Source organism: Collinsella aerofaciens (assembly GCF_040910325.1).
GTDB lineage: Bacteria > Actinomycetota > Coriobacteriia > Coriobacteriales > Coriobacteriaceae > Collinsella > Collinsella aerofaciens_BL.
In genome coordinates, this window is record NZ_JBDGAV010000006.1 from 37,479 (window position 1) to 62,684 (window position 25,206).

General features: G+C 52.8%; 25 protein-coding genes. 21 read left to right on the forward strand and 4 right to left on the reverse strand.

Features of this window, described 5'->3' with window-relative positions:
• Positions 1–48: 48 nt before the first annotated feature.
• The 13 genes from AB5Z25_RS03840 to AB5Z25_RS03900 all read left to right on the forward strand — a co-directional run bounded on the left by AB5Z25_RS03840 (position 49) and on the right by AB5Z25_RS03900 (position 13,154).
• Entirely contained in the window at positions 49–891 is an 843-nt protein-coding gene (locus tag AB5Z25_RS03840; RefSeq protein WP_368134836.1) for a Cof-type HAD-IIB family hydrolase, read from the forward strand.
• A 64-nt stretch (positions 892–955) separates the two neighbouring features.
• Entirely contained in the window at positions 956–1,615 is a 660-nt protein-coding gene (locus AB5Z25_RS03845) for an HAD family hydrolase (protein ID WP_308196326.1), read from the forward strand.
• Between the two features lie 150 nt (positions 1,616–1,765).
• Positions 1,766–2,509 (forward strand): GntR family transcriptional regulator, encoded by a 744-nt coding sequence (locus tag AB5Z25_RS03850; protein WP_271739977.1) that lies wholly within the window; start codon positions 1,766–1,768, stop codon positions 2,507–2,509.
• Positions 2,510–2,727: 218 nt separating this feature from the next.
• Entirely contained in the window at positions 2,728–4,191 is a 1,464-nt protein-coding gene (locus tag AB5Z25_RS03855; RefSeq protein WP_349077086.1) for a YfcC family protein, read from the forward strand.
• A gap of 9 nt (positions 4,192–4,200) precedes the next feature.
• Positions 4,201–5,784 (forward strand): amidohydrolase, encoded by a 1,584-nt coding sequence (locus AB5Z25_RS03860; RefSeq protein ID WP_271739980.1) that lies wholly within the window; start codon positions 4,201–4,203, stop codon positions 5,782–5,784.
• 1 nt (position 5,785) lies between these two features.
• Positions 5,786–6,637, forward strand: coding sequence for a sugar phosphate isomerase/epimerase family protein (locus tag AB5Z25_RS03865; protein ID WP_161194583.1), 852 nt, complete (start codon positions 5,786–5,788; stop codon positions 6,635–6,637).
• A 62-nt stretch (positions 6,638–6,699) separates the two neighbouring features.
• Entirely contained in the window at positions 6,700–7,668 is a 969-nt protein-coding gene (locus AB5Z25_RS03870; protein ID WP_022094440.1) for an SIS domain-containing protein, read from the forward strand.
• 14 nt (positions 7,669–7,682) lie between these two features.
• Positions 7,683–8,546: a PfkB family carbohydrate kinase gene (locus tag AB5Z25_RS03875; RefSeq protein WP_161194581.1), complete on the forward strand. Its 864-nt coding sequence runs from the start codon at positions 7,683–7,685 to the stop codon at positions 8,544–8,546.
• Positions 8,547–8,667: 121 nt separating this feature from the next.
• The gene (gene frlD, locus AB5Z25_RS03880; protein ID WP_368134837.1) at positions 8,668–9,468 is read left to right on the forward strand and encodes a fructoselysine 6-kinase; all 801 of its coding nucleotides are present in this window, start codon (positions 8,668–8,670) and stop codon (positions 9,466–9,468) included.
• Between the two features lie 27 nt (positions 9,469–9,495).
• Positions 9,496–10,356: an amidohydrolase family protein gene (locus tag AB5Z25_RS03885; RefSeq protein ID WP_368134838.1), complete on the forward strand. Its 861-nt coding sequence runs from the start codon at positions 9,496–9,498 to the stop codon at positions 10,354–10,356.
• 2 nt (positions 10,357–10,358) lie between these two features.
• Positions 10,359–10,787 carry a secondary thiamine-phosphate synthase enzyme YjbQ gene (locus AB5Z25_RS03890; protein ID WP_117735290.1) on the forward strand — a complete coding sequence of 143 codons (429 nt, stop codon included), beginning with the start codon at positions 10,359–10,361 and terminating at the stop codon, positions 10,785–10,787.
• Between the two features lie 33 nt (positions 10,788–10,820).
• On the forward strand, positions 10,821–11,630 hold the full coding sequence (locus tag AB5Z25_RS03895; RefSeq protein WP_368134839.1) for a BtpA/SgcQ family protein: 810 nt from the start codon (positions 10,821–10,823) through the stop codon (positions 11,628–11,630).
• A gap of 6 nt (positions 11,631–11,636) precedes the next feature.
• Complete coding sequence (locus tag AB5Z25_RS03900; protein WP_368134840.1) at positions 11,637–13,154, forward strand: FGGY-family carbohydrate kinase; 1,518 nt, start codon at positions 11,637–11,639, stop codon at positions 13,152–13,154.
• An 80-nt stretch (positions 13,155–13,234) separates the two neighbouring features.
• Here the strand turns inward: AB5Z25_RS03900 and AB5Z25_RS03905 are convergent, their stop codons facing one another.
• On the reverse strand, positions 13,235–14,017 hold the full coding sequence (locus AB5Z25_RS03905; RefSeq protein WP_368134841.1) for a TatD family hydrolase: 783 nt from the start codon (positions 14,015–14,017) through the stop codon (positions 13,235–13,237).
• 14 nt (positions 14,018–14,031) lie between these two features.
• Complete coding sequence (locus AB5Z25_RS03910) at positions 14,032–14,829, reverse strand: tRNA threonylcarbamoyladenosine dehydratase (RefSeq protein ID WP_368134842.1); 798 nt, start codon at positions 14,827–14,829, stop codon at positions 14,032–14,034.
• A gap of 179 nt (positions 14,830–15,008) precedes the next feature.
• Between AB5Z25_RS03910 and AB5Z25_RS03915 the strand changes: the two genes are divergently transcribed.
• The 4 genes from AB5Z25_RS03915 (at position 15,009) to AB5Z25_RS03930 (ending at position 18,064) form a co-directional block, all read left to right on the forward strand.
• Entirely contained in the window at positions 15,009–15,287 is a 279-nt protein-coding gene (locus tag AB5Z25_RS03915; RefSeq protein ID WP_022094448.1) for an autorepressor SdpR family transcription factor, read from the forward strand.
• Entirely contained in the window at positions 15,280–15,984 is a 705-nt protein-coding gene (locus AB5Z25_RS03920; protein ID WP_368134843.1) for an SdpI family protein, read from the forward strand. The genes AB5Z25_RS03915 and AB5Z25_RS03920 overlap by 8 nt, the downstream gene beginning before the upstream one ends.
• Positions 15,985–16,328: 344 nt before the next feature.
• Positions 16,329–17,486: a tyrosine-type recombinase/integrase gene (locus AB5Z25_RS03925; RefSeq protein ID WP_368134844.1), complete on the forward strand. Its 1,158-nt coding sequence runs from the start codon at positions 16,329–16,331 to the stop codon at positions 17,484–17,486.
• Between the two features lie 56 nt (positions 17,487–17,542).
• Positions 17,543–18,064, forward strand: coding sequence for a hypothetical protein (locus AB5Z25_RS03930; protein ID WP_368134845.1), 522 nt, complete (start codon positions 17,543–17,545; stop codon positions 18,062–18,064).
• 10 nt (positions 18,065–18,074) lie between these two features.
• Here AB5Z25_RS03930 and AB5Z25_RS03935 read toward each other — a convergent pair whose 3' ends face one another.
• On the reverse strand, positions 18,075–18,638 hold the full coding sequence (locus tag AB5Z25_RS03935) for a recombinase family protein (RefSeq protein WP_368134846.1): 564 nt from the start codon (positions 18,636–18,638) through the stop codon (positions 18,075–18,077).
• A gap of 269 nt (positions 18,639–18,907) precedes the next feature.
• On the opposite strand from AB5Z25_RS03935, the gene AB5Z25_RS03940 reads away from it, so the two are divergent.
• Both AB5Z25_RS03940 and AB5Z25_RS03945 read left to right on the forward strand, forming a co-directional pair.
• Positions 18,908–19,213: a hypothetical protein gene (locus AB5Z25_RS03940; RefSeq protein ID WP_368134847.1), complete on the forward strand. Its 306-nt coding sequence runs from the start codon at positions 18,908–18,910 to the stop codon at positions 19,211–19,213.
• Complete coding sequence (locus AB5Z25_RS03945; protein WP_368134848.1) at positions 19,213–21,765, forward strand: DEAD/DEAH box helicase family protein; 2,553 nt, start codon at positions 19,213–19,215, stop codon at positions 21,763–21,765. The genes AB5Z25_RS03940 and AB5Z25_RS03945 overlap by 1 nt, the downstream gene beginning before the upstream one ends.
• A 254-nt stretch (positions 21,766–22,019) precedes the next feature.
• On the opposite strand, the gene AB5Z25_RS03950 is transcribed toward AB5Z25_RS03945, so the two are convergent.
• Positions 22,020–22,463 carry a hypothetical protein gene (locus AB5Z25_RS03950; RefSeq protein ID WP_368134849.1) on the reverse strand — a complete coding sequence of 148 codons (444 nt, stop codon included), beginning with the start codon at positions 22,461–22,463 and terminating at the stop codon, positions 22,020–22,022.
• A gap of 132 nt (positions 22,464–22,595) precedes the next feature.
• On the opposite strand from AB5Z25_RS03950, the gene AB5Z25_RS03955 reads away from it, so the two are divergent.
• Together AB5Z25_RS03955 and ettA are read left to right on the forward strand one after the other, a co-directional pair.
• A complete protein-coding gene (locus AB5Z25_RS03955) occupies positions 22,596–23,159 on the forward strand; it encodes a hypothetical protein (protein WP_368134850.1) in 564 nt (187 codons plus the stop codon).
• 172 nt (positions 23,160–23,331) lie between these two features.
• The gene (gene ettA, locus AB5Z25_RS03960) at positions 23,332–25,011 is read left to right on the forward strand and encodes an energy-dependent translational throttle protein EttA (protein ID WP_055251458.1); all 1,680 of its coding nucleotides are present in this window, start codon (positions 23,332–23,334) and stop codon (positions 25,009–25,011) included.
• The last annotated feature ends 195 nt before the right edge of the window (positions 25,012–25,206 follow it).

The following is a 25,206-nucleotide window of genomic DNA, read 5'->3' on the forward strand; positions in this document are numbered from 1 at the left end:
TTCTGTATGATGGCTCAGACAAGGTTGTTCAATGACAGGGAGGCATATATGGCAATCAAAGCCATCGCGATGGATATCGACGGTACGCTCACCAACGATCAGAAAGTGATTAGCCCGCGTACGCGCGAGAAGCTGCTCGCGGCGCAGGAGTCGGGCATTAAGCTCATCTTGGCTTCGGGCCGTCCCGCATGGGGACTGCACGCCTTGGCGCAGGAGCTCGACCTTCAAAACCATGACGGTCTGCTGGTTGCCTTTAATGGCGCGCATGTGGTCGACGCTCAGACCGATGAGGTCCTTTTTGACCAGGCTATGCCGGCTGACGAGCTGCACCGTCTGATTGATCACCTGCGTAATTTTGACGTGATCCCTATGATTTCGCTCGGTCGCGATTTGCGTGTCGTGGATTCGTATCACTGCATGATCACGCTGCCTGACGGCTCGCAGAAAAACATCGTCAAATACGAGCGCGATGCGTGCGATCTTAAGATTCGCGAGGTGGAGAGCCTGCATGAGGTCGCTGATGCTTATCCCGTGGACAAGCTGCTGACGGCGGGCGATCCGGCCTACCTGCAGGCGCATTACGAGGAGATGTATGCGCCCTTTAAGCAGACGCTTTCGGGCATGTTTACGGCCGACTGGTACTTTGAGTACACGGCGCCCGGTATCGACAAGGCCCGCGCACTCGAGGGTGCCCTGCCCAAGCTCGGCATCGATGCCAGTGAGGTCGTATCGTTTGGCGACGGCCAGAACGACAAGTCCATGATTGAGTGGGCCGGCACCGGTGTTGCCATGGGTAACGCCGTCGAAGAGGTTAAGGCTGTAGCCCAGATGGTGACCGCCGATAACAACGAAGATGGCATTGCGGTGGCGCTGGATAAGCTGCTGGGTTAGAATCGCCGATTAATGCATGGCTCGGGCGCCTGCTTGCGGGCGTCCTTTTGCTAGGGAGGGTGCCGTGTCCGCATTTCCGTTCGACGCCGTTATCTTTGACATGGACGGCGTCATTGTCGATACCGAGTATTACTACTTGGGCGAGACTGCCGCGTTTGCCAAGGAGCTTGGACTTAATCTGACTCAAGAGGAGTTGAATGGGCAGGTCGGTACCTCGCATCAGTTCTTCCTGCATATGCTGGTCGATTGGTTTGAGCGCGCCGGTAAGGGACACTTCACTGGCGAGGAGGCGTTGGCCCGTTGGGACGAGTGGGCGCATAAGCGTCCGCGTGACTATCAGGCTTTGATTAACCCAGGCGCCGTGGATACGATTCGAGAGCTGCCGCGCCGTGGCGTTCGCGTGGCGCTTGCCAGCTCGTCTCCCATGGTTAGCATCGAGGAAGTGCTCAACGCATGCGGGCTGTCTGATGCCTTTGAGTATGTGGTGAGCGGCGAGCAGTTTAAGGAGAGCAAACCCGAGCCCGACATCTACCTGCATGCGCTGGACCTGCTGGGGCTGCCCGCGAATCGCTGCTGCTGCGTTGAGGATTCGGTGCCCGGCATCACCGCTGGCAAGCGAGCCGGCCTGACAGTCATTGCCAAGCGCGAGGAACGCTTTGGCTTTAGCCAGGATGCCGCGGACAAGATTATCGACCAGCTGCCGGAGCTGCTCACGCTTTCTTAGGAGCGCGGTAGTTGCGCGTTTTTCGGGTCTGATGAGTAAATAGCCAACATTTTGGTGCGACACCTAGCATACTTTAAGCTAATGCGGGCTTAAGGGCTTGTTGAATGCCCCTGAGCCCGCTTTAGACTTAATCGTGCTTGGAGAGGGTATATGCCACCGACTGAAGGGCTAACTGACGGTAAAGCAGCGATACCGCTGTACCAACAGGTTATCGATATCATTAAAAACGAAATCAACTCCGGCGCCTACAAGGCAGGCGCGCGGATACCCAACGAATTCGAATTGGCTGAGAGCTATAAAGTTGGCCGCGTTACCGTGCGACGTGCTATTGAGGAGCTCGTCCAGCAGGGCTATCTAACGAAGCGACAGGGGAAAGGCACGTTTGTCAATGCCCCCAAGCTCAAGCGCAAGATTCGCCAGAAGGATGACGTTCAGAGTTTTTCGGACGCATGCCGCGTTAACGGAATGGAACCGGGGGCGTGTGTCATTTCGAGAAAGATACTGCCGGCGGATTCCACCGAAGCACATTTCTTTGGTGTTCCCGTTGGAACTGACTTGATTTGCGTTGAGCGCGTGCGTACTGCCGATGGCGTCCCCGTCATGCTTGAGAACAACATATACGTTTACGAGGACAACGCCTATCTATCAACGGCGCCTCTATCTAACCAATCCATTTTTGAGTTCGTGCGCAACCAGACTGGCCGCATGCCCGCGTTTACCGACCCGTGCACGCTCGAGATCGCGTGCGCATCGCCCGAGGTCGCTCGGTTGCTGGCGGTTCCCGTTGGCGAACCCTTGTTTTATATGGAAGCCTTCTTTTTCGATGAGCAACGGCGGCCGTTTATCATCGGTCGTCAGCGGATCGTTGGGTCTCGCTACGTTTTTGACATCTAGGACATTGCGAATGGAAACGCCCGGTGGATCATCTCACCGGGCGCTTCCATACCGTTCACGGCGCGAACGCGACCGTTCAACCGCGTTGCGGCAATCAGTTTGAAATTATCTTGATGACGGGAAAAGCTGCTGGTAATCTATAGAACGTCATAGAACGTTTGCCTTATGCAAGCGTTGAAGCGAGATGCGATGCAGTCTCGAGTTCTTTGGAGGTATCTATGTCAGATACGAAGGCGAAGAAGACAAACAGACGTTTTAAGTTCAAATTACCGCATGTCTATACGATCATGTTCTTGCTGATCGTTGTCTTTGCGGTCCTGACTTGGATCGTTCCCTCGGGTCAGTATCAGCGCAAGACGATTTCGACAGCGGCGGGCGAGCGCGAAGTCGCCGTTGCTGGAACCTATGAACAGGTCGATAAGAACTACACCGATTCCGAGACCGGCGAGACCATCAATCTGGGTCAGGATATCTTCGCGGTCCTGCAAGCGCCCACTAAGGGCATCCAGGAGGCTGCCGACGTCGTTGCGTTCGTCTTATTGATTGGCGGATCGTTCGCAATCATCACCAAGACCAACGCTTTGAATGCCGGCATGAGCCGTGTGATTAAAAAGCTCAAGAACAAGGACATCCTCATCATTCCCATTACGATGACGTTGCTGTCCATTTGCGGCACTACGTTTGGCATGTCTGAGGAAGCCCTGCCGTTCTATGCCATCTTCATTCCCATCATGATGGGTATCGGTTATGACTCGATGACGGCATTCATCATCTGCTTCCTTGGTCCTAACCTGGGATATTGTGCTTCGACCATCGACCCGTTTAATGTTTTGATCGCCCAGGGCATCATTGGCATCGAGGGCAATCCTCAGCTGTGGCTGCGCGCCGTTTCTTGGGTCATCTTTACTGCCGTCGGTATCGCATGGGCCATGCGCTACGCTATGCGCGTCAAGAAAAACCCCGAGTCGTCCATTACGTACGAGGACGACAAGCTCAAGCGTGTTGAGTTTTCCGTGACCGATGCCTCCATCGAGGAAGAGTTCACTACCCGTCAGAAGCTCGTACTTATCGATTTTGCCTGCGGTATGGGCATTATCGTCTGGGGTCTTGTTACCCAGGGCTGGTACATGAATGAGATTTCCGCCGTGTTCCTTGGCATGGGCTTGCTTGCCGGTATCCTGGGCGGTCTTGACCAGCAGACGATCGCTGAGGAGTTCGTTAAGGGTCTCGCCGATTTTGCGTACGCTGCTATCGTTATCGGTATCGCTCGCGGTATTCTGGTCATCGCCGAGGGCGGCATGATCATCGACACCATCCTCCAGGCGCTCGCTACTGCGCTCGCCGGTGCACCCGCTGCCGTCTACACCACGTTTATGTATATCGTCCTTGGCCTGCTCTCTTTGCTGGTTCCCTCGAGTTCTGGACTTGCGGCGCTCACCATGCCCGTCATGGGTCCGCTGACCGAGCTTATGGGCCTCAATCCCGAAGCTGCCGTTACCGCGCTCCAGTTTGCTAATCAGACCATCAACACCATCAGTCCCGTGGCGGGCATGACGGTCGCCGGCCTTGCCGTGGCTAAGATTTCGTTTGGCCAATGGTGGAAGACCATTTGGAAGTTCTTCATTTTCATGGTCGTCTTTGGCCTGATCGTAACGGCAATCTCTGGCATGCTTCCGGTGTAGGTGGTTGTGATGTCTGATCGTTTAACGGTCCTGACGTCTAAGAGCGTCTTTACCGGTACGGGGGACCTGCCGTTCGAAGGTTTCGTAGCGGTCCGTGGCAATCGAATTGAGGCGGTTGGCACCAAGTGTGAGGTAGCTTCGTATTTGACCCAAGCGGACGAGGTAGTTGATCTGGGCGACCGTACCGTCATGCCTGGCCTGATCGATGTGCATACCTTCTATACAGGCTGGGCGCTGCGGACGTTGGGGTCTGATCTGTCCGGCATCGCTGATGCCAAAGAGGCCGTGTCGCTCTTGCGTGCATGGAAAGAAGATCATCCGGATTGCGCGGCGGCTTTTGGCCACAGCCTACCCGAAACGTTGGCATCGGATGCCGAGAACGCAAATACGGCAGCTGTGTTTGACGATTGTTTTGGCGATATCCCTGTCGTCTGCTTTACACCGGGTGCGGAGACCTGCGTTCTCAATGCTGCCGCCAGTGCACGATACGGCTTTACACCCCAGGCGTGCTATGCCGAGAAGATCTGGCGCATGATGAGCGATTTCCTCGCGCTGCCCGAGGTACGTGCGGGGTATTCGGACTACATGAGCATGCTTAACGAGCGCGGCGTTACCGCCATCAAGGAGATGGCGTTTGATGACTACTACGGTTTTGCCGACGAAATGGCTCGCCGTGAGGAATCTGGTGAGCTGACGGTTCGCGTCTCTATGATGTCGCAGCCGGTGGGTGCCGGTGCAAATCTGGCATATGCCCGCGAGGCACGAGAGCGCTTCCGGGGACCGTTCGTTCGTTTTTCTGGCTTCAACCGTATGACCGATCGCGGCGTATGGGCGGGGCTTGCCGAGATGATTGACCCCTATGAGGACACGGCCGATGCGGGCGCTGCCGGCAAGACGGTTGTCGAGGAGCCCGAGTGGGATCTGATTGAGAACGAGCTGCGCGCAATTGATGCTGACGGCTTCCGATATTCCTTGCATTGCCAGGGCGATGGCGCCGTTCGTCGCACCGTGGCGCTCTATGCCTCGCTGCCTCGAGACGAGCATGGACGGTTGCTTCGCCGCCATGCGATTACCGATCTCGAGAACTCTGATCCGACCGATCTTGTCAAGTTTGGCAAGTTAGGTGGAATTTGCGAGGTCTATCCGCAGATTCTGACGCTGGACCGGCGCGAGGATTGCCTGTCGATGATGCGTCGACAAATTGGCAAGACGCGACTTTTGCACAGCTGGAATCGCCGCGGCATGGAAGATTCCGGATGCACGGTGTGCTGTGGTACGGATTTGCCGCTGCTGATTCCGAGCCTGGGCGAGTCAATCTACAGTGCGTGCGGCGGATACTTCGACGATGGACTGCCCGTGAATGAGGCCAACGCGCTGACGCTTGTCGAGCTCTTGCGTGCTTGGACTGCCGGGGGCGCGTACGATCTGATGCGCGAAGACGAGCTGGGTACGCTCGAGGTCGGCAAGCTTGCTGATATCTGCGTGCTCGATCGGGATGTGTTCGACCTCGATTATCGCGACGCACGCGATCTTTCGGTTGATATGACGATGTCGGACGGACAAATCGTGTTCGATCGAAATAAGGAGGCATAAGATGTCTGAATCCAAGCCGACGCTGCGCCGCGAACAGATTGCGGGCATGAATATCCACTACATCATGTGGTCGCTCGATTACTTCCTTGATGTGCAGCAGCGTTTGGGCTTTGAGTCCATTGAGCTGTGGTGTGCGGAGCCGCATGTGACACTCGACCATACGGGCTACTTTGAGGCTGAGGTCCTGGCGAAAAAAGCTGCAGACCGTGGGCTTAGGTATCGTACTCTGTGTCCCGAGAATGTTGTCTATCCTTGGCAATACTGCGCACGCAAACCGCTGCATGAACAGCGCAGCCTGGCGTACTTTAAGCACGGCATTGAGCTTGCCGAGGTACTTGGGTGCGACCGTATGTCCGTCAACTCGGGCTGGGGCGACTGGGACGAGGACCGCGAGGAAGCCTGGAAGCGCAGCCGCGAGCACATGTCCATTCTGGCGGAGTATGCCGGCGAGCACGGTCTGGTGCTTACGATGGAAAGCCTGCGTCCCGAGGAGAGCAACCTTGTGACGACGGTTTCCGATGCGAAGCGCATGATTGACGAGGTCGCGAGCCCGTACTTACAGCCCATGGTTGATACAACCGCGATGGGCGTTGCAGGCGAGACGCTCGAGGACTGGTTTGCCGCCTTTGGTGATGGGGCAATTCACGAGATGCACTTTATCGACGGTGATCCGTATGGCCATCTGGTGTGGGGCGATGGCAAGCACGATATGGACGCCTTCGTTGCCACGCTCAACGCCCATGGTTTCGACGGCATGCTGGGCCAGGAAATCACGGACGGTCGTTACTATGATGACCCGGCGGCGGCAGATGCCAAGAACATGGCCGCATTCGAGAAATATCTGATTGACTAAAACAACTATCGGCCACGCAACCAACGTCATTGATTGTGGACCAAACAAGAAAGGAACTGGATATGAACGCACACGACCTGATCAAAGAGGCAATTGCCGAGAAGGGCAAGTTCGACAGCGTCTACTGGATTGCTTGCGGTGGCTCCATGATCGATTTGATCCCGGCTCATGAGCTTCTGCAGCGCGAGGCAACCACCTTCACTTCGTATATCTATACGGCTCGCGAGTTTGATATCATGCGCCCGCGCCGCTTGGGTGAGAAATCCCTGGTCATTGCTTGCAGCCACAGTGGCAACACCCCCGAGGTCGTCGAGGGCTGTGAGATTGCCCTTGCTGCCGGCGCTACGGTGATCGCCCAGACCGACAACGCTGGATCCAAGATTGACTCCGGCAAGTGGACCACGTGGGTCTACCCGTGGGGCGAGGGCGTGCCGCAGGCCGAGGTCCCCGCTGGCATTTCGCTGTCGCTTGCGGCCGAGCTGCTCGATCAGCAGGAGGGCTACGCCGATCTTGCCGATATGTATGCCGGTATTGCCGAGATGGATAAGATTCTTCCCCCGGCACGCGAGAAGGTAAATGCCGAGCTGGGTGATCGCTTTGCCAAGCTTTGCCAGGAGCACGAGTTCTTCTATATTCTGGGCAGCGGTCCCAACTTTAGCCAGACCTACGGTTTCGCTATCTGCTCTCTTATGGAGATGCAGTGGCAGCACTGCAGCTACATCCACTCTGCCGAGTACTTCCATGGCCCCTTCGAGGCTACTCAGGATGGCGTTTTTTACTTCCTGCAGATGGGCTCCAGCGAGTGCCGTGCTATGGACGAGCGCGCCCTGGCGTTCCTTAAGACGCATACCGATACGCTGATGGTGCTCGATGCCAAGGAGTACGGTATGGAAGCCGTGCCGGCGAGCGTCCGTGCCTATCTGGACCCGGTGCTGTTCTACGCCATGAACTGCGAGCTGCGTGCCGCACGCGGCAAGGTGTTTGACCATGATCCCGATTTCCGTCGCTACATGGGCGTCGTCGAGTACTAGAAGGGGCAAAGGCCATGGCATTTAACGTTAACGCGCTCGGATTTGGCGACAACGTCGTCGATCGCTACGAGCATATCCACACCATGTATCCCGGCGGCAATGCGGTGAACTTCGCCGTTTATGCCAAGAAATGCGGTGCCGCACGCTCTGCATACATGGGCATTTTTGGCAATGACGCCGCTGCCGAGCATGTCATTGCAAGCCTCGAGGATGAGGGTATCGAGCTTGACAAGTGCGAGCAGATGATTGGCGAGAACGGAGCGGCTCGCGTGACCGTCGTTGACGGTGACCGTGTCTTCCTTGGCTCCAACGAGGGCGGTATCCGTGGCGATGCGCGCTATGTCCTCGATCGCTTTGACCTTGCGTACATGAAGCAGTTCGATGTGGTTCATTCGGGCAACTACTGCTTTACCGAGCGCGAGCTGCCCAAGTTGAAGGCTGCGGGCGTCACGGTCTCTTTTGACTTTTCGGACGACTCCACCGACGAGTACTACGAGCAGATTGCGCCCTACGTCGATTTCGCTTTCTTTAGTGCGGCGGATGCCGCGAGCGAGGACGAGATTCGCGAGCGTCTGGCATGGGTGAAGGGTCTGGGTCCGCGTTTTGTGTCGGCTACGGCGGGCGCCGAGGGCTGCATTGCTTACGACGGCGAGCGTTATTACCGCCAGCTGGCTAAACCGGTAACGGACATGAAGGACACCATGGGGGCGGGCGACTCGTTCCTCACCTCGTTTTTGATGTGCTATCTCGATTCCGTCAAGCGTGGTGAGGATGGCGCCGAGGCCATCGAGCGCGCGCTCGACTTTGCTGCCGGGTTTGCCTCGACCGTGTGCGGCATGGAAGGTTCTTGGGGCCACGGAGCACCAATCGTCGAATAGCTTAAGAAAGCGTACGGCGGTCTGGCTACGAGGCCTTGGACGGCCGATGCAAAACAATAAGCGGAATGCGAAAAGGGGGCTCGCCATGTGGTGGGTCCCCTTTTGAACATTGGAGAAGACCATGGGTATTAAAGCGTGCGCGGCTGGTTTTTGCTGTGCGGACGTCTATCAAAACATCGGCGTGTTCTATCCGACTGGCAATGGCATTGACTGGGGTATCCATCTTGCACGAATGGGCGTTTCGGTATCCGCCGTGTCGGTTGTCGGCAAGGACAAGTACGGAGACAAGATGAGAGAGGCGCTGGCCGCTGAGGGGCTCGATATCTCACATCTGCGGGTGGAGGATGGCGACACCTCGGTGATGCTCATGGCATTGAAAGACGGCGTCGATCGCGTGCATCTCGAGGCAATCGATGGCGTAATGGAGACATATCGTCCGAATGAAGATGACCGGGCGTTTATCCTAGAGCATGACATCATTCATACCGACCTGTTTGGCAATTGTTTGGACCTCCTGCCCGAATGGCATGATGCGGGCAAGACGGTGGTTATGGACTTCTCGGTGTTCAGCCAGGATCCCGAATATGCCTGCGAGAATCATTTTCCTTACGTTGACTATGCATTCATGTCGTTTGAAGAGGACACTCCGGAGCTGCGAGACTGGGTACGCCACGTGCAGGAATTGGGACCGCGCGTTGCGGTTGCTACGCTTGGCGAGAAGGGAAGCATTGCCTATGACGGTGAGCACTTCTATGAGTGCGGGATCGTACCGGCGGAGAAGGTCGTTAATACCGTGGGTGCCGGCGACTCGTATATTGCCGGGTTTACCAAGGGCGTGATCGATGGCCTTGATATTCCGGCGTGTATGAAGGCGGGCGCTGAGCTGTCGTCCCGAGTGATTGGTTCGTTTGAGCCGTACTAGGGTCAAATGCCTGGAAAGGAGTACGAAATGGTTATCGACATGTTGGTTCAGCCCATGCTCTACGGCGAGATCTGTACGCCGGGTGATGAGCCTGATGGATTCGGTTTTTGGTCACGAGAATTTGGTATGGGGCATATGGGTCCCATGGATTGGGACGAGCTTCAAGTCGAGATGGACGTCTGCGATGTGCAGAAGAGCTTGCTCATGCCGCTCGATGTAACCACGGCATGCGGAGGGCACTTTGGCACCAACGACCAGATTGCCATGCTGGTTGCCGCGCATCCCGATCGTCTGTGGGGATTTGCGAGCGTAGACCCGCAGGTGAGCGGTGCCGCAGACGAATTGGAGCGCGCCTTTACCGAGTTGGGGGCAAAGGGGCTTTGCCTGCATCCTGCAAAGCAGGGTTTTGCCCCCGATGATGCTGTGGCCGAGCCGCTTTACGAGCTGTGCGAGCGCTATAACAAGTCGGTGGTTTTCCATGCCGGTATGTCTTGGGAGCCTGGCGCAGAGCTCTCGCGCAGTAACCCGCTTGCATTTGAGCACACAATCGCAACGCATCCAAATGTGCGCTTTAGTTTGACTCACTTTGGCTGGCCCTGGGTACGCGAGACCGTGGCGATGCTGCTCAAGTATCCCAACTGCTACACGGACACCTCTATCACTTACATCGATTCGCCCGAGGAGATGATGCAGCGTCTTTTCACGGTCGATATGGGGCCGCTGTGGTATGAGCGCGCGCTATCGCACCAAGTGATGTTCGCCAGCAATACGCCGCGCTTCCGTGCATTCAAACTCAAGCGGGCGCTCGATACCGTGCCCATGCGCGATGATGCGCGAGAAAGGCTCTACTGGGGTAATGCCCTGCGTTTTCTTGAAGGGGATGAGTAAACATGGTGACGCTCGAGACATTGAGCTATCTATCGACTGCTCCGGACCAGTTCATCGATATTACCGAAGACGTGCACGCTGCCATCGAACGCAGCTCGGTGACCAATGGCTTGGCAGCGATTATTTTGTCGCATACGACCTGTGGAATCGTGGTAAACGAGGGACTGCCCTGCGTGGAGACGGATCTTATGGAGACGCTTGATCGCATCGCCCCGCTCGATGCCCCCTATGCGCATGCACACTTCCTGCCGAGCTATGGAGCCACCGGCAACAACTCCTGTGGGCATATCAAGAGCATGATTTGTGGAAACAGTTGCTTCTTTCCCGTCCAAGATGGCCACATCGTGTGTGGAGGTGCCCAGAACATCTATCTTGCGGAGTTTGACGGTCCGCAGAAGCGAAAAGTGTACGTCGAAGTGCTGGGGGAGTAACGTCCCCGCGATAACCCTATGAAGGAGCACGTTATGTCGTTTCTAACCTCGATGTTCAAGACCGAAAAGCCGGTCATCGGAATGCTGCACTTGCGTCCTCTGCCGGGCGATCCACTGTATTACCCGGGCGGAAGCGTGTCGCAGGTCGTGGAAGCCGCCAAGCGCGATCTCGAGGCGTTGCAGCAGGGCGGTGTCGATGGCATTTTGATTACCAATGAGCTCTCGATGCCCTACGAGCAGCACGTTTCTCCCTCAACCCTTGCATCGATGGGCTATGTAATCGGGACTCTATCCCATGATCTGTCGACTCCTTGGGGAGCTGAGGCTATTTACGATGGTGATGCCACAATCGAGCTGTGCGCTGCCGTCGATGCACAGTTCACGCGCTGCAATTTTTGCGGTGCCTGGGCCGGTGATCTCGGGCTGATTAACCGAGATTTCGCGCACACCATGCGTCGCAAGGCGGCGCTGCGCTTGGACGACCTCAAGCTTTTTCACTTCATCACGAGCGAGGGGGAGGTTTATCTCAACGACCGCACGACTGCGGACATTGCCGATTCGCTTCTCTTTAATTGCCTACCGGATGCGATGGTCATCGGCGGTTCGGCTGCCGGTCGTGGCGCTTCGGGCGAGCTTGCCGATGAGGTTCGCGAGCGTGTTGGCGAAGTGCCTATGGTATGCGGCACCGGTTGTCGCGAAAATATCGTGGCTGACGTATTTGCTCACTACGATGGCGCGTTTGTCGGCACGTGCTTAAAGCGCGACGGAAAGCTGGATGCCCCGGTTGATGTTGAGCGGGTAGTTCGTTTTATGGCTGCCGCTCGTGCGGCGCGAGGGGAGTAAGCACCTATGGCGTTCTATCTGGGTATTGATATCGGGACAAGCGCCTCTAAAGGCGTTTTAATCGATGATCGATGCGATATCGTTTGCCAAGCCTCTTGTGGACACGAGACGGACAACCCGTGTGATGGATGGTACCAGCATGATGCGGAGGCAGTTTGGTGGGGCGATTTTTGCCGCTTGTCGCGCGAGCTGGTGGCGCAATCGGGGGTTAACGCGGCGCAGATCGGATGCGTGGGGCTTTCCGCATTGGGTTGCGACTGTGTGCCGGTCGATACCGAGTGCAACGCGCTGGCGCCCGCGATTTTGTATGGAGTCGATGCGCGGTCGAAGCCGCAGATTGACGAGCTTCTTTTCGAATATGGGTCAGATCGCGCACGCGAGCTTTTCGGGCACGATCCCTGTTCGTCAGATATTGCTCCCAAGATCTTGTGGTTTAAGGAGAATATGCCCGAGGTGCACGAACGTGCCGCGAAGTTCCTGACGGCGTCATCGTTTCTGTGCGCAAAGTTGACGGGGCGTTTTACGGTGGACCGTTATTTGGCGGAGGATTTTCTTCCCCTATATGACCGCTACACTTGGAAGGTTGATGCTCGGGAATGTGCTCGTTTCTGCCGGCCTGACCAGATGGCGGAGGTAATGTCGGCTACCGATATTGCCGGGGTGATTACGCAGCGTGCGGCTGAGGCGACGGGGCTCGCGGCGGGGACACCTGTCTTAGTGGGAACGGGTGACTCTGGTGCCGAGGTCATTTCGACGGGTGTATTCCGTCCCGGCGATATGATGGTTCAGTTGGGGAGCACGGCGTATTTCATCTACCTAGCTGATCATATGGTCGATGATGCCCGCCTGTGGCCGGGGACGTTTATCATTCCCGGAACTTACGGGATTTGCGCGGGGACCAATACGGCGGGTGCACTCACATCGTGGCTGCGCCAAGAGCTGTATCGCGACGCCGTAGAGGCCGAGGGCCACGGTGGCCCCGATGCATATTCGGTTATGGCGCATGATGCCGCCGATGTGGCGTCGGGTGCCGATGGGCTCCTGTGCCTGCCGTACTTTGCGGGGGAGCGTACTCCGCTCAACGATCCCGAGGCGCGTGGCGTCTTCTTTGGCCTGACCGGAAGGCATACGCGAGCCCATATGGTTCGCGCCGCCTTGGAAGGCGTCGCGTATACCGTTGCATCCCATGTCGACATTATCGAGCGAGAGCATGGACTGCCAATTGGGCGCATTATGCTTGTCGGAGGCGGAACCAAGAATCCAGTTTGGATGCAGACTATCGCCGACGTATGCGGGCGCGAGGTCTCGGTTGCCAAGGTTACGGTGGGTGCATGCTTCGGTGATGCCATCATGGCAGCTCTCGCAGGTGGCGCCTACGCATCATGGGATGAACTCGCCCAAGTCCTTGGCGTTGCGCAAACAATCGAGCCCGATATGGCTGCCCACGAGTTATATGCGTCGCGTCGTCATATCTTTGACGAATTGTATGCACGCAACCGTGATCTCATGCACGAATTGGTGTAAAGCTGCCGAATTATACTGCCTACCAATAGGGACTGCGTTGTGCGATTCGCATGTCCCTTGGCATTTTTTGCCCACAGGGGTTAGCGAAGGTCAAAAACAGAGTGCGCATTTGTTAAAACTGCCGACTCGATGCGCTTTGCGTCACAGTTTTTGAGTGAGGCAATGCGCATCGAGGTCCTTGTGAGCGATTTGATGAGCGACTGCGCGCTTGTTTCTGTGTTTGGTTCGGCCGGCGCATCGGTCTCGAGCAGTAGGCGGTCGAGTGGAATCTGTCGTGCGTATTCGCGACCGCGCTTGGTCGCGAGCATGCGTTCGTTGACGGAAAAATAACAGCCCGCATTACGCGCGCGGACGAGTTCGTCCGAAGTACCGCTAAACCAGTGGAAGATGATAACGGGGGAGTCGGGGTTTGGGATGAGTAGTCCATGCGATTCGAGGACGTCCAGTACGGCTCCTGCCGAACGAACGGCGTGAATTGATATCACGCGCCCGGTAAGAGGATGCTGCACGAGCGCATCGCAGAGCCGGTTAAGTGCCTGTATTTGTAGCGGCTCACTTCCAGCAAAGCGCGCGGAAAAGTCGAGTCCGACTTCGCCGATGTAGCGTTCTTGGGCAGCAACTTCGCAAAGCAGATTGACTTCGACAAAACCGCAGTGGCCATCGGCGAGCCACCAGGGGTGAAGCCCAACGCCGGCGATGATGCCTGGTTGGCGACAGGCGCGCTCGTTTGCGGCCGAAAAGTCGCGCGGATTGACGCCGCAGTCAAATAGACCCAAGCCCAGCGCCGTCGCCTCATCGGCAACGGCGTCCGGGTAAGTCATCAAATCAAGATGGCAGTGTGCATCAAATAACCGGGGCTCCATCTCGGCGCACTCCGCTAGTCCAGGCGCTGGCCATCAGCGCGCACGCGCTCGGTGCCGCGCCCGCTGATCTGGCGAATGACCTCGCCGGCAATCATTTGGCCCATGATAGGGGGCATAAAGCTGGCTGTTCCGAGCTCGGTGCGCTCGTGGATGTTGGAAGGGTCGCGGGGCTGGGTCTTAACCGACTCCTCGCAGCTAAACAGCACGTGCAGGCTCTTGATGCCGCGCTTCTTACACTCTTTGCGCATGATGCGGCTCATGGGGTCGCGTACCGTATCGAAAATGTCGGCAAAGCGGAGGCACTCGGGATGGAGCTTGTTGGCCCCGCCCATGGAGCTAACCAAACGAATGTCGTGGTCCTGAGCATATTTGGCAATGGTGAGCTTGGCCGAGATGGTGTCGATGGCGTCGACGACGTAGTCGATCTTGCCTTCCGTCTGCTCCAAAACGCTCGCGAAGAAATCATCGATGTTGTCGCTCAGCAGGTATTCGGTGCGCTTGATGACGGTAGCGGTAGGGTTGATGTCGTGAATCATAGCCTCCATGACGTCGACTTTGCGCTTGCCGACGGTGCTGTGAAAGGCGATGGCCTGGCGATTGATATTGCTGGGCGCGATGATGTCCTTATCCAGAATGACGAAATGACCGATGCCGCCGCGGGCGAGTGCCTCGCAGCAGTTGGAGCCCACGCCTCCGCAGCCGAGCACTAGCACCGTAGCATCGGCGAGCTTATCGAGTGCCTCGCGGCCCATGATAATCTCGAGCTTGGTGTCGCGTGTCTCGATGGGAGTTGCGGCTGTGGTTTCGGTCATAAATATCCTCCGATGGGGAAGCAGGTCGTGTTTTAGCTATCGCCATTATAGGTAATCGCCCATAGGTTGCGATGGCGTTTGCTTTGATGTGGTTTGAAGCATTGCGATTAGATAGTTAGACAAACATCTGAATATTGAGTATAGTGTGCACGTCATGAGAGATGATGAGAGGAGGTCTTATGCCGGGAGAGGGTTTTAAGGCGCTTGCCGATCCAACGCGACGGCGCATTTTGGAACTGCTGCGCGAGGGCAATTGCACGGCCGGGGAGCTTGCCGAGCATTTTGACATCAGCAAGCCGTCGTTGAGCCATCACTTGGCGACGCTCAAAAACGCCGGGTTGGTGACCGACGAACGTCATGGCCAAAACATCGTTTACAGCTTAAACACCACCGTCATGCAGGACTTGATCGGTTGGTTTATGGGCTTTACAAACACGGAAGGTGATAAGGATGAATAACGAAAACAAGGGCATTCACGCCACGGGGGTATCGTCGCGCGTGTGGGCCATGCTTGTTGTGGTCTGCGCTATTAATGTTGTAGCGCACCTCATGGTGATGCCGAGCCTGCCTGCACAGATTCCCACGCACTGGGGCGCGAACTGCGCCGTCGACGGTTGGGGTCCTAGTTGGATGGCCTCCGCGCTCGGCGTGCTGCCTCTGGCGCTTCTCGCAATGTTCTGCATGGTGCCGCGCATCGACCCCAAAGGTGAGGCATATCGAACCTCGGGCAAGTTCTACCAGGGCTTCGTAATCGCCTTCACCTTGTTCATGTGCGCCATAAGCTGGCTGGGAGAGCTTACGGTCTGGGGCGTAGTGCCGGCGGTCGGTTCGGTTAACGTGCTGATTTCCGGTGTTGTCGGTTTGCTGTTCATCGGCGTAGGCAACTACTTGCCGCGTGTGAAGCAGAACTATACGCTCGGTATCAAGACACCCTGGGCGCTTGCCGATCCCGAGAACTGGCGCCGTACGCAGCGTTTTGGCGGCGCCTGCTTTATGGTGCTGGGTATTGGCCTGATTGTGATGGGCGTGGCAGGCAGCGTGCTTTCGAGTGAAGTCGTCGCCGCGGTGATTGCGGCTCTGGCGTTTGGTTCGGTTGGAGCCGTTTACGTCTACTCGTATCTGTTGTGGCGCAAATCGCAGCGAGCCGCTCGTTAAGGTTGCGGAAAACTAGCGTACGCAGTTCATAGTATGTTCCGGGGGACTTTTCCCAGGTAGTATTAGGGGGTGTGGGCAACCATGCCCCTTTTTCGTTACGTTTCAGAGCTGGTTTCCTCATTTCGTTTCCACTAAAGCGAATCAAGAATAGGGAAACAGCAGGTAGAAAGGATAGAACAGACATATGGCGGAGTTTATCTACCAGATGAGGCCTATACAAAACCGCAGGTAGATAGCTTAAAAATTTTGCCTTCAGACATTTCCGCAGGTAATTTTTTCTACTAAATTTTCTACTCTTGTTAAAATGGAAGAGAAAGAAATCAGAGGGAGAAGAGGCCTCAGAAATGTTCTACACGTCTTGCGGTATTGATAAAAAGACTTCAAAAGGATGGCGTGGCTACCTTCTTTACAAAGATGAAGAGGGTAAGGCCAAAAAGAAATACAAGACGTTCAATACCAAATACAATCGAGACGCTAAGAAACTAGTGAACGAATGGCGCGATTATGAGGAAGAGCTAAGTAAGCGAGACATTCAATACACCACGGTTGAGAAGGCCATTCGTGATTACGTTGAAGGCCAATATGCTCTTGGGCAAATTGACACAGTCACTTACCAAAGAAATATCAGACAAGGCGAATATGCGATATTCCCCTACATAGGAGAAGAGAGCTTCTATGAGATTAAGTCTGAAACCTTACAAAATTGGATTAATGCTTTAGCAAAACGATATGCCATGAGTTCAGTTCAGGGCTTCTACGCTATTTTCAACAAAGCGTATAAATCCGCATTTCATCAAGGCAAGATAGTTAAAGATGCTAGAGCTGGTTTGATTATGCCAAGAAATACTAGTAAGCATAAAATCGCTTATCTCGATAGCGAAGGTCTTAACAAGCTCTATTCGCTAATTGACGGTGGCGAGATAATAGGCGCTAGGAATAATAACCTCTATATTCCTATCTGCCTTGCGCTATACGGTGGTTTGCGTGCTGGTGAGGTATGTGCTTTAAGGTGGAATGATATTAATCTAGCGACAAACAATATCTATATCACTAAAGCAGAGAAGCAGATTAAAGATAAAGAAGGCAAAAATGTAGTAGTTGAAGGCGATACAAAGACCTATTCAAAAAGAACAGTACCAATGATGCCGCAGCTTAGAGATGCTCTGATAGCTGAGCAAAAACAAAGTAGACCAAACGAAAAGGACTATGTTTGCCATTGGAGAAATCCTAGGTATTTGGGCAGTGCTTTTCAAAAATGGTCAAGCCGCAATAAGCTAGATAGCGTCTTGGGAAAGCCAATTACGTTTCATGGCCTTCGGCACACTTTCGCTACCCTTGGCGTTAAAAGCAAGATGGATATTAAATCGTTAGCATCTATCCTTGGTCATAAAGATGCGGCAATGACGCTGAACATCTACGCAAGCGATGATGAACAGGCCAAGCAGATTAATATTCAGAACTTGGGTAATCTGTTTGCGGAAAAACAGGATAGTGATTTCTAATGCAGCTGAGTGAGCTTTGGGATTACCAATCTAAGGTAATTCAATACAAGGAGTACATGAAAAATAAGATTTCATTAGAAGAAAAGTTTAACCCTGAGATGCTGTTTTCGGCTGAAGAGGGTGCTTACATAGAGTTAAACAGGCTTCAAAAGCAAATGAACAGGGATGGAGGACAGGAGCCAAGCACAGGTGATTTGCTGTGTGTCGTAGAAGCGGAGACGCTTATTGAAATTGATAAAGGTCTACTTCTAAACGATGTAGAAAACTACGTAGGGCCGCAATTCTTTTTTTGGAATCGGATTCTAGACAGAATTGAAGGAGAATCCTACGTAGAGTTCTTCCATTTAGTTATCGTTCCAGCCTTTACGTTCCTGCTCTTAGAGATTCCAGAGTATATGCCAAATTTCTTCGATGAATCCAATTGTCTAGGCGATAGGGAGTGGGCAACGGAGTGTCTTACTTACGCCTATCAACTGTTGAATACTCAAGATAAAGAGCGAATTGAGGTAAGAGACAGGTTTCGCGAACAACTGTGGACAGATGATTACGCTAGGAATCTATTCAAATATATTCAATAGCCATAGAGGTCTAGTTTTCCCTAGATGCCTCAATAGCCCTATAGACAGTGGCCCTACTCAAACCGACAGCCGCACAGATTTCTGCAATGGACATTTCGCCTTTGCGATAAAGCTCTACGGCACGCTCCTTTGCGGCATTGCTTGCTTTGGGCCTACCCATCTTCTTACCTGCTGCCTTAGCAGCCTCATAACCCTCGCGCTGGGTTTCCCTGATTATTTCACGCTGGAATTGCGCTACAGCGGCACTAACGGTAAAGAAGAAACGACCTTGCGGCGTAGAGGTATCAATCTGTTCCTTGATTGAGTAGAGGTTTACGCCCTCAGCCTCAAATCTGTTAGACAAATCGAGAAGCTGCTTAGTAGAACGTGCCAACCTATCGAAAGACAGGATTACTACAGTATCGTCTTTGCGTAGACGAGAAAGCATATCGTCTAGAGCTGGACGCTCTGCTTTTGCTCCTGAGATTTTGTCGCAAAAGATGTTATTGTCCTCAACGCCTGCCTTATGTAATGCTTCAATCTGCCTATCAAGATTCTGCTCGATGGTAGAAACCCTAGCGTATCCGAACTTCATTTTGCCAATCTCCCGTCTAGATAGAGTCTCAATAATTCAAATTATAGATTATTGAGATACTAGATAAAGAGACTAGTTTTGAGAATTTCATTAACAGGCATTTTGACATTCTTTTAGTGTCTCAAAGCGCTGTATCAAAAAGTATGCTGCTGAGACAGCGCTAAATCGTTAGAACAATTTTCAAAAAATGTGGGCAGATTGCTGTAATTCGTACAGTCAATTTTTCAAATAGAGATAGAAGAAATCATTTCTATTGAAAGGAGACTGTTATGGCAAAAGATACGAAAGTAACCATTCGTATTTCTGCGGAAAAGAAACAACTCTGGGAAGATTACTGTGATGCTCATGGAAAGGGTTTAACGCTCACAGGTCTAATTGAATTAGCTGTAGACGATAGGGTAACTAACGTAACTGAGTTTAGAGATAAGGCCGCAGGGACGGGTCTTTACTGGATTCTTAAACCTAATGGCGAATATCGCAAGCAATACGATTCAAGAGTTGAACGTTTAGGCCGCATGGAAATTGAACGCCTGAACACCCATAAGCAAAATATCTTAAACGGCATTTACGATTAGTGCAGTTCTGCTATTCAGTAGATTCACTTAGTAAAAAGCCAAGCAATCCCAGTCCGTATCAAAGGAAAGAGAACTATCGACAAGACGATTTATCAATTGAAGATATAGCTAGACTTTGCGGCACTGGGCATTGTTGGCGTGCTGGTATCTACGATTTGAACAATGGCACGTTCAAGAAGAAGGACGCTCAGGCCGCACAGTTGATAGCACTTGATTTTGATAAGGTCGAGACAAGACCATACGAAGTAATAGAATATGCGGCGAACGTTGGTCTACCTGTTTCATTCTGGTATCCGAGCTTTTCAATGAATCCCGAAACTCTGAAAAAAGAAGCAAAAAGTGCGGATTCCACCTGTGTACTTATAAGTAATCTATTAAGTAGACAGGTGCAAAACGGCGATTTTGGGTCTAAAAACGGAGCGTATAAGGATGGATGGAATTACCGCATAGTCTGGTGCCTGAAGCGTCAAATCAGCCCACGTGAATACGAATGCGTCTACAAAGCGCTCCTAGGTCTGTTTGGCAAATTCAGCCCCGATAGAGCCACAAAAGACTGCTCAAGGCTCTGGTACGGCGGCAAGCTGGGCTATGAAGTAATTAACCAAGAACCACTTGAAACGGCCTTAATTGGGCGCATTATGGCCTTAGATAAGGTTTCCTCTGGTACTGAGCCGAATAAGGCAATGAAGCAAAAGAAGAACTTCATTCCTGAGTATGCGGATATGCCTACGCCTGATGCCGTGCTGGTTAATGAGGGCTGGTACCGCAAACTTCAGGGCCGTTGTAAGTTATGGGATAGATGGACTAAGGGCGATTACCTCGATTACAACGAACGCCTTGCACTATTCGGCAACCTTCGATTCCTTAGATACAGCGACAAGAATAGGTTTGTCGTTCAGGATGTTTTAAAGTTCTTCATTCCCGAGACGTATGAAGGTCATACCTGCGATGAAGGCCAGATTAGGCAGAAATTCAGAGATAGCAGTCTAAAGCCTTGTCCGATTGTCAAAGGGCCTTTAGGCGTACCGCAAACAATCCCAGAGTTTCTTTCTCAAAACATAGATATTCCAATAGTTCCCCATCTAAGCAAGGTTCCTTTAGAGAACTTAGATAAGTGGATGGACGAACATGTACCGCAGTTTCTAGATGATAGAGACGCTGGAATTAAGATTCTTAAGTCACAAACAGCTTCGGGAAAGACCGAACGAATAATCAACTATCTTCTTACTAAGGTTGACCTTGAAAAGGCTAAGGTTATTTATGCGGCACCCAAGCATTCAAATCTAGAAGAGGTCGAGACTCGCTTATTGGGTAAAGCAACCTTTAATCAAATAGCGTTGATTCATCGTTGCCCGCAAAAAGAGGTAACTCAATCTGATTTACTCTATCTGCAATTAGGACTACCAGCAAAAACAAGAAGTGCCAAGAGAAAAGGCTTCATAGATAAGTTGTTCAGCCCCGATGAAAAGGGGCTTTTTCTTTTAACTCACAGCCTGCTAACAAATGTAAGTAACTTGGATGCGGATTTGATTATCGTAGACGAAGAAATTGATTCGAGCTTAATCAAAGAGACGAAATTAGGCCTAACCAACCTAGCAACGACAATTCCTTTTCTAGATTTACAAACATCCCAAGAGCTTATTCAGTTCATTAATGATGTAAAAGATAGAAAGCGTGACGAAGGTTTAGATATTGACCTAACCATCTTACGAGAGAAAGTAGCGCCACAAGTAGAAGAGCGGTTAGATAGCTACATTCAGTCAACGCAAACAAGCTCAATTGCAGTCGGTCTATTTGAGTGTTACAAGACAGACGGCAGGCTTTCGAAAGACAATGCGGGGAATAATTGCGTGCGAATGGTTCGCAAAAGTACGTTAATTGGCGATGCCAAGTTAAACGGTATTCCCGTTAGGGTATTCACTGCAACGCCTTTAAGTAAACGAACTGAAATGTACTACGGAGTAGAGATTGAGGTCATTGAAGCGCCGCTTGCAGAGAATAAAGGCAAGATTGTGCAATTCTGCGGCCTTAGTGGTGCTAGAGGGATGCACAATGACAACTTTCCCAAACTTGCGCAGTACATAAAGGAAAAGTTGCCGCAGGAAGTAATAGATAAATCAATTCTGATTACCTTCAAGGGCAGTAAAGAGGAAGTTGATTTTTGGCAGAGCCAAGGATTCAACGTGGCAGAGAACAAAGGGAATCAAATACATCTGTTGAACAATAGCGGTCTAGATTGCTTTAAAGGAAAATCGCTAATAATCGCTGGTAAGTCTGATTTGCCTCAACAAGCCTATCAAGACTACTACGATGATTGCCATGAATCGCCGCGGGAACTTACGAGACAGAATCAGGTTATAGAGCTTAACGGAGTGCGGCAATCGCTCTATCTCTTTGAGGATGAAGAGATGCGTAAGCTACAACTTCAAAACATCCAATCTGCTACAGAACAGTCCGCAGGACGCGCTAGGGCGTTACGCGAAGAAGGTGCAACGGTCTATCTCTTTAGCAATCTGGTAATTAGGGATGCGGATGAAGTTATTGATAGGTAGAGAATGGGGACGGGGGTATGTTACGGGATTCTCCAAACGGTTTGATTAAATCCCGTCCATCCCGCTCAACATACCGACCAAAAGCAATTATTCAATTTCCGAAAAACGAATAGAGGTATTTATGAATGCAGTAAAGAGCTATACGCAATTGAAATGCGGCTAGAAATGACTACACCTCATTAGCTGAAGTACGCATTGTGCACCAACTAATGAGGTGATAGATAGTGGCGAATTCTGTAATTCGGAAGAGAAAGTTATTCTTTTGAGTATTCCATTCTGGTCTTATCAAAATTGCTTCCATTGAGCATGAAGTTTTTTAAATCATCCTCTGTTTTAAAAGCATAGAAATGTTTGTTGCTGACCATTGCATAGCGAATTTTGAAAAAGTACTTTGAGTTATGAGTTACCAATCTATAAACGTAGAACTTTTCGCCGCTTACGGTGTATCCGTTGTCAAAGCATTTTTCCCAACGATAAGTTGAACCATGATAGGATTCTGTTCCGCTTTTCTTGTAGACAAAGGTTCCATCAGAGTTAAATCTTAAATCACGTCTATCGGTTTCTTGCACGCTAGACGGATTATTTAGTTTCCAAATTCCTACAATCGGCTCTTTGTTGAATAGTAGGTAACAGCTGAAAGCGATAATCACACAAACCAGTGCGAGGCAAATCGGCTTGATTAGTTTCTTGCTTTTCATCTATAGCGCCTTTCAATTAATGAAATTAGCCTTTCTTGCTGTAGAGAATAACGCTCATTGCTGTTTTCTATCTAATGAAATGAGATTATTATTTTGCTTGAGTTTAGCCCTTGTCGCTAGAAAGGTTGAATTATGGCTGACGTAAAGGAAAAGAAGCCTAAAAAGCCCGAGATTAAGTATCAAGCTAAGATTCATGAGGCATATTCTGAGTTTATTGATAAAGAGGACAAGGCAAAAGCGCTTGAGGTACTTGAAGAGCTTAAAAAGAATCATCCTGATATTTCGCTTGCCTATCAGCCATCTCCTTTGGCTAAAGTTCTAACCGAGAGCAATCTTGAAATTTGCAAGGCCCTGTTTGTTGACTCTGAAGAATCGGGTGCCTTTAGTTTCAATAAGCCGCGCTCTAAGACTGTTGAACAGACCGTTAGGGCAAATCTGATTGCTTATAACAATGCTAAAACCGCTCTTGAAGAAGAGACTTTCGATGATTACAAGTATGTCTACAAAACTATCGTAGATGCCCTCGAAGTCTATTTCTCCATTGCCGCAGAAAGTGCGTTGAGGGAATACTTCACGGGCTACGCTGAGTTTGCCGATAACTATACAAAAGAGGAAGAGAAGAAACAGGCCGCGAAGTCTGCGAAGAGGCGCAAGACAGAGGAAGAAAAGAAGCGGGGCAAGGATGCGGAGAAGTAGCGTAAGGCTCTTCGGCTGAATTTATAGGGCAATGCGGCCCTGTATTATGGGGGGGGCGGGAAACCGCATCCCCTTCTTTTTGTAGAAGTTCATTTGAATTTTTTCTACAAAACGTTTCTACTGTTTACGTACACGATAGTGTTTCCGCAGGTGAGAAAGGTAAAATAGGACAATGGCGGAGTTTATCTACCAGATGTATCAGGCTCGCAAGGCCCATGGCGACAAGGTAATCCTTGACGACGTGACCCTGAGCTTCTACCCCGGTGCCAAGATCGGCGTCGTGGGCCCCAACGGTATGGGCAAGTCGACCCTGCTCAAGATTATGGCCGGCATCGAGGAGGTCTCCAACGGCGATGCCAGGCTCACCCCCGGCTACACCGTGGGCATCCTGCAGCAGGAGCCGCCGCTCGACGACGACAAGACCGTTATCGAGAACGTGCGCATGGCGTTTGGCGATATGATCGCCAAGGTCGATCGCTTCAATAAGATCGGCGAGGAGATGTGCGACCCGGACTGCGACATGGACGCCCTCATGGCTGAGATGGGAAAGCTCCAGGACGAGATCGACGCCGCCGACGGCTGGGATATCGATTCCAAGCTCGGCCAGGCTATGGACGCCCTGCAGCTGCCCGATTCCGACATGCCGGTCAACGTGCTTTCCGGCGGCGAGCGCCGCCGCGTGGCCCTGTGCAAGCTGCTGCTCGAGGCTCCCGACCTGCTGCTGCTCGACGAGCCCACGAACCACCTGGACGCCGAGTCGATCCTGTGGCTCGAGCACTTCCTGCACAACTACCAGGGCGCGGTGCTTGCCGTCACACACGATCGCTACTTCCTGGATAACGTTGCCGAGTGGATCTGCGAGGTCGACCGCGGTCACCTTTATCCCTACAAGGGCAACTACTCCACGTATCTGGAGACCAAGGCCGCCCGTATCGAGGCACAGGGCAACCGCGACGCCAAGCTCGCCAAGCGCATGGAGGCCGAGCTCGAGTGGGTGCGCAGCTCGCCCAAGGCCCGTCAGGCCAAGAACAAGGCCCGTCTGGCTCGCTACGAGGAGATGGAGGCCGAGGCCCGCGCAAGCCAGAAGCTCGACTGGACCGACATCCGCATTCCCGTTGGACCGCGTCTGGGTAACAAGGTGCTCGAGGCCCATCACCTGCACAAGGAATTCGACGGTCGCGTGCTCATCGACGACCTATCGTTCACCCTGCCGCGCAACGGCATTGTGGGCGTCATCGGCCCCAACGGTGTGGGCAAGACCACGCTGTTCAAGACCATCGTGGGCCTGGAGCCGCTGACTTCGGGCGAGCTCGAGGTGGGCGAGACCGTCAAGATCTCCTATGTCGATCAGAACCGTTCTGGCATCGACCCCGATAAGAACCTGTGGGAGGTCGTCTCGGACGGCCTGGACCACATGATGGTCGGCGAGACCGAGGTTCCGAGCCGCGCGTACGTGGCGAGCTTTGGCTTTAAGGGCCAGGACCAGCAGAAGCGTGCTGGCGTACTCTCCGGTGGTGAGCGCAATCGTCTGAACCTGGCGCTCACGCTCAAGCAGGGCGGCAACCTGCTGCTCCTCGACGAGCCCACGAACGACCTCGACGTCGAGACGCTGTCCTCGCTCGAAGCGGCGCTGCTCGAGTTCCCGGGCTGCTCGGTGGTCATTAGCCACGACCGCATGTTCCTGGACCGCGTCGCCACGCACATTCTGGCGTGGGAGGGCACCGACGAGAATCCGGGCAACTGGTATTGGTTCGAGGGCAACTTTGAGGCCTATCAAGCCAACCGTATCGAGCGCCTGGGCGAGGACGCAGCCCAGCCGCATCGTATCCACCGTAAGCTGACGCGCGACTAGTAGCAAGTAGAAAGGCCGCCAGCAAGGGCGGCCTTTCTTGTAGCAATTGCTCTGCAGCTATGCCCTGGCTGCTGGTTTGATTCATAATCAAAGTCATCTCTTTGGGATTAAAGCCCGTTTTTGCTATGAGTGATTTTCTAATTCCGTTTAAAACGTAAAGATGTATTGGGTTACAAGGACATAAGCGAATCGAAT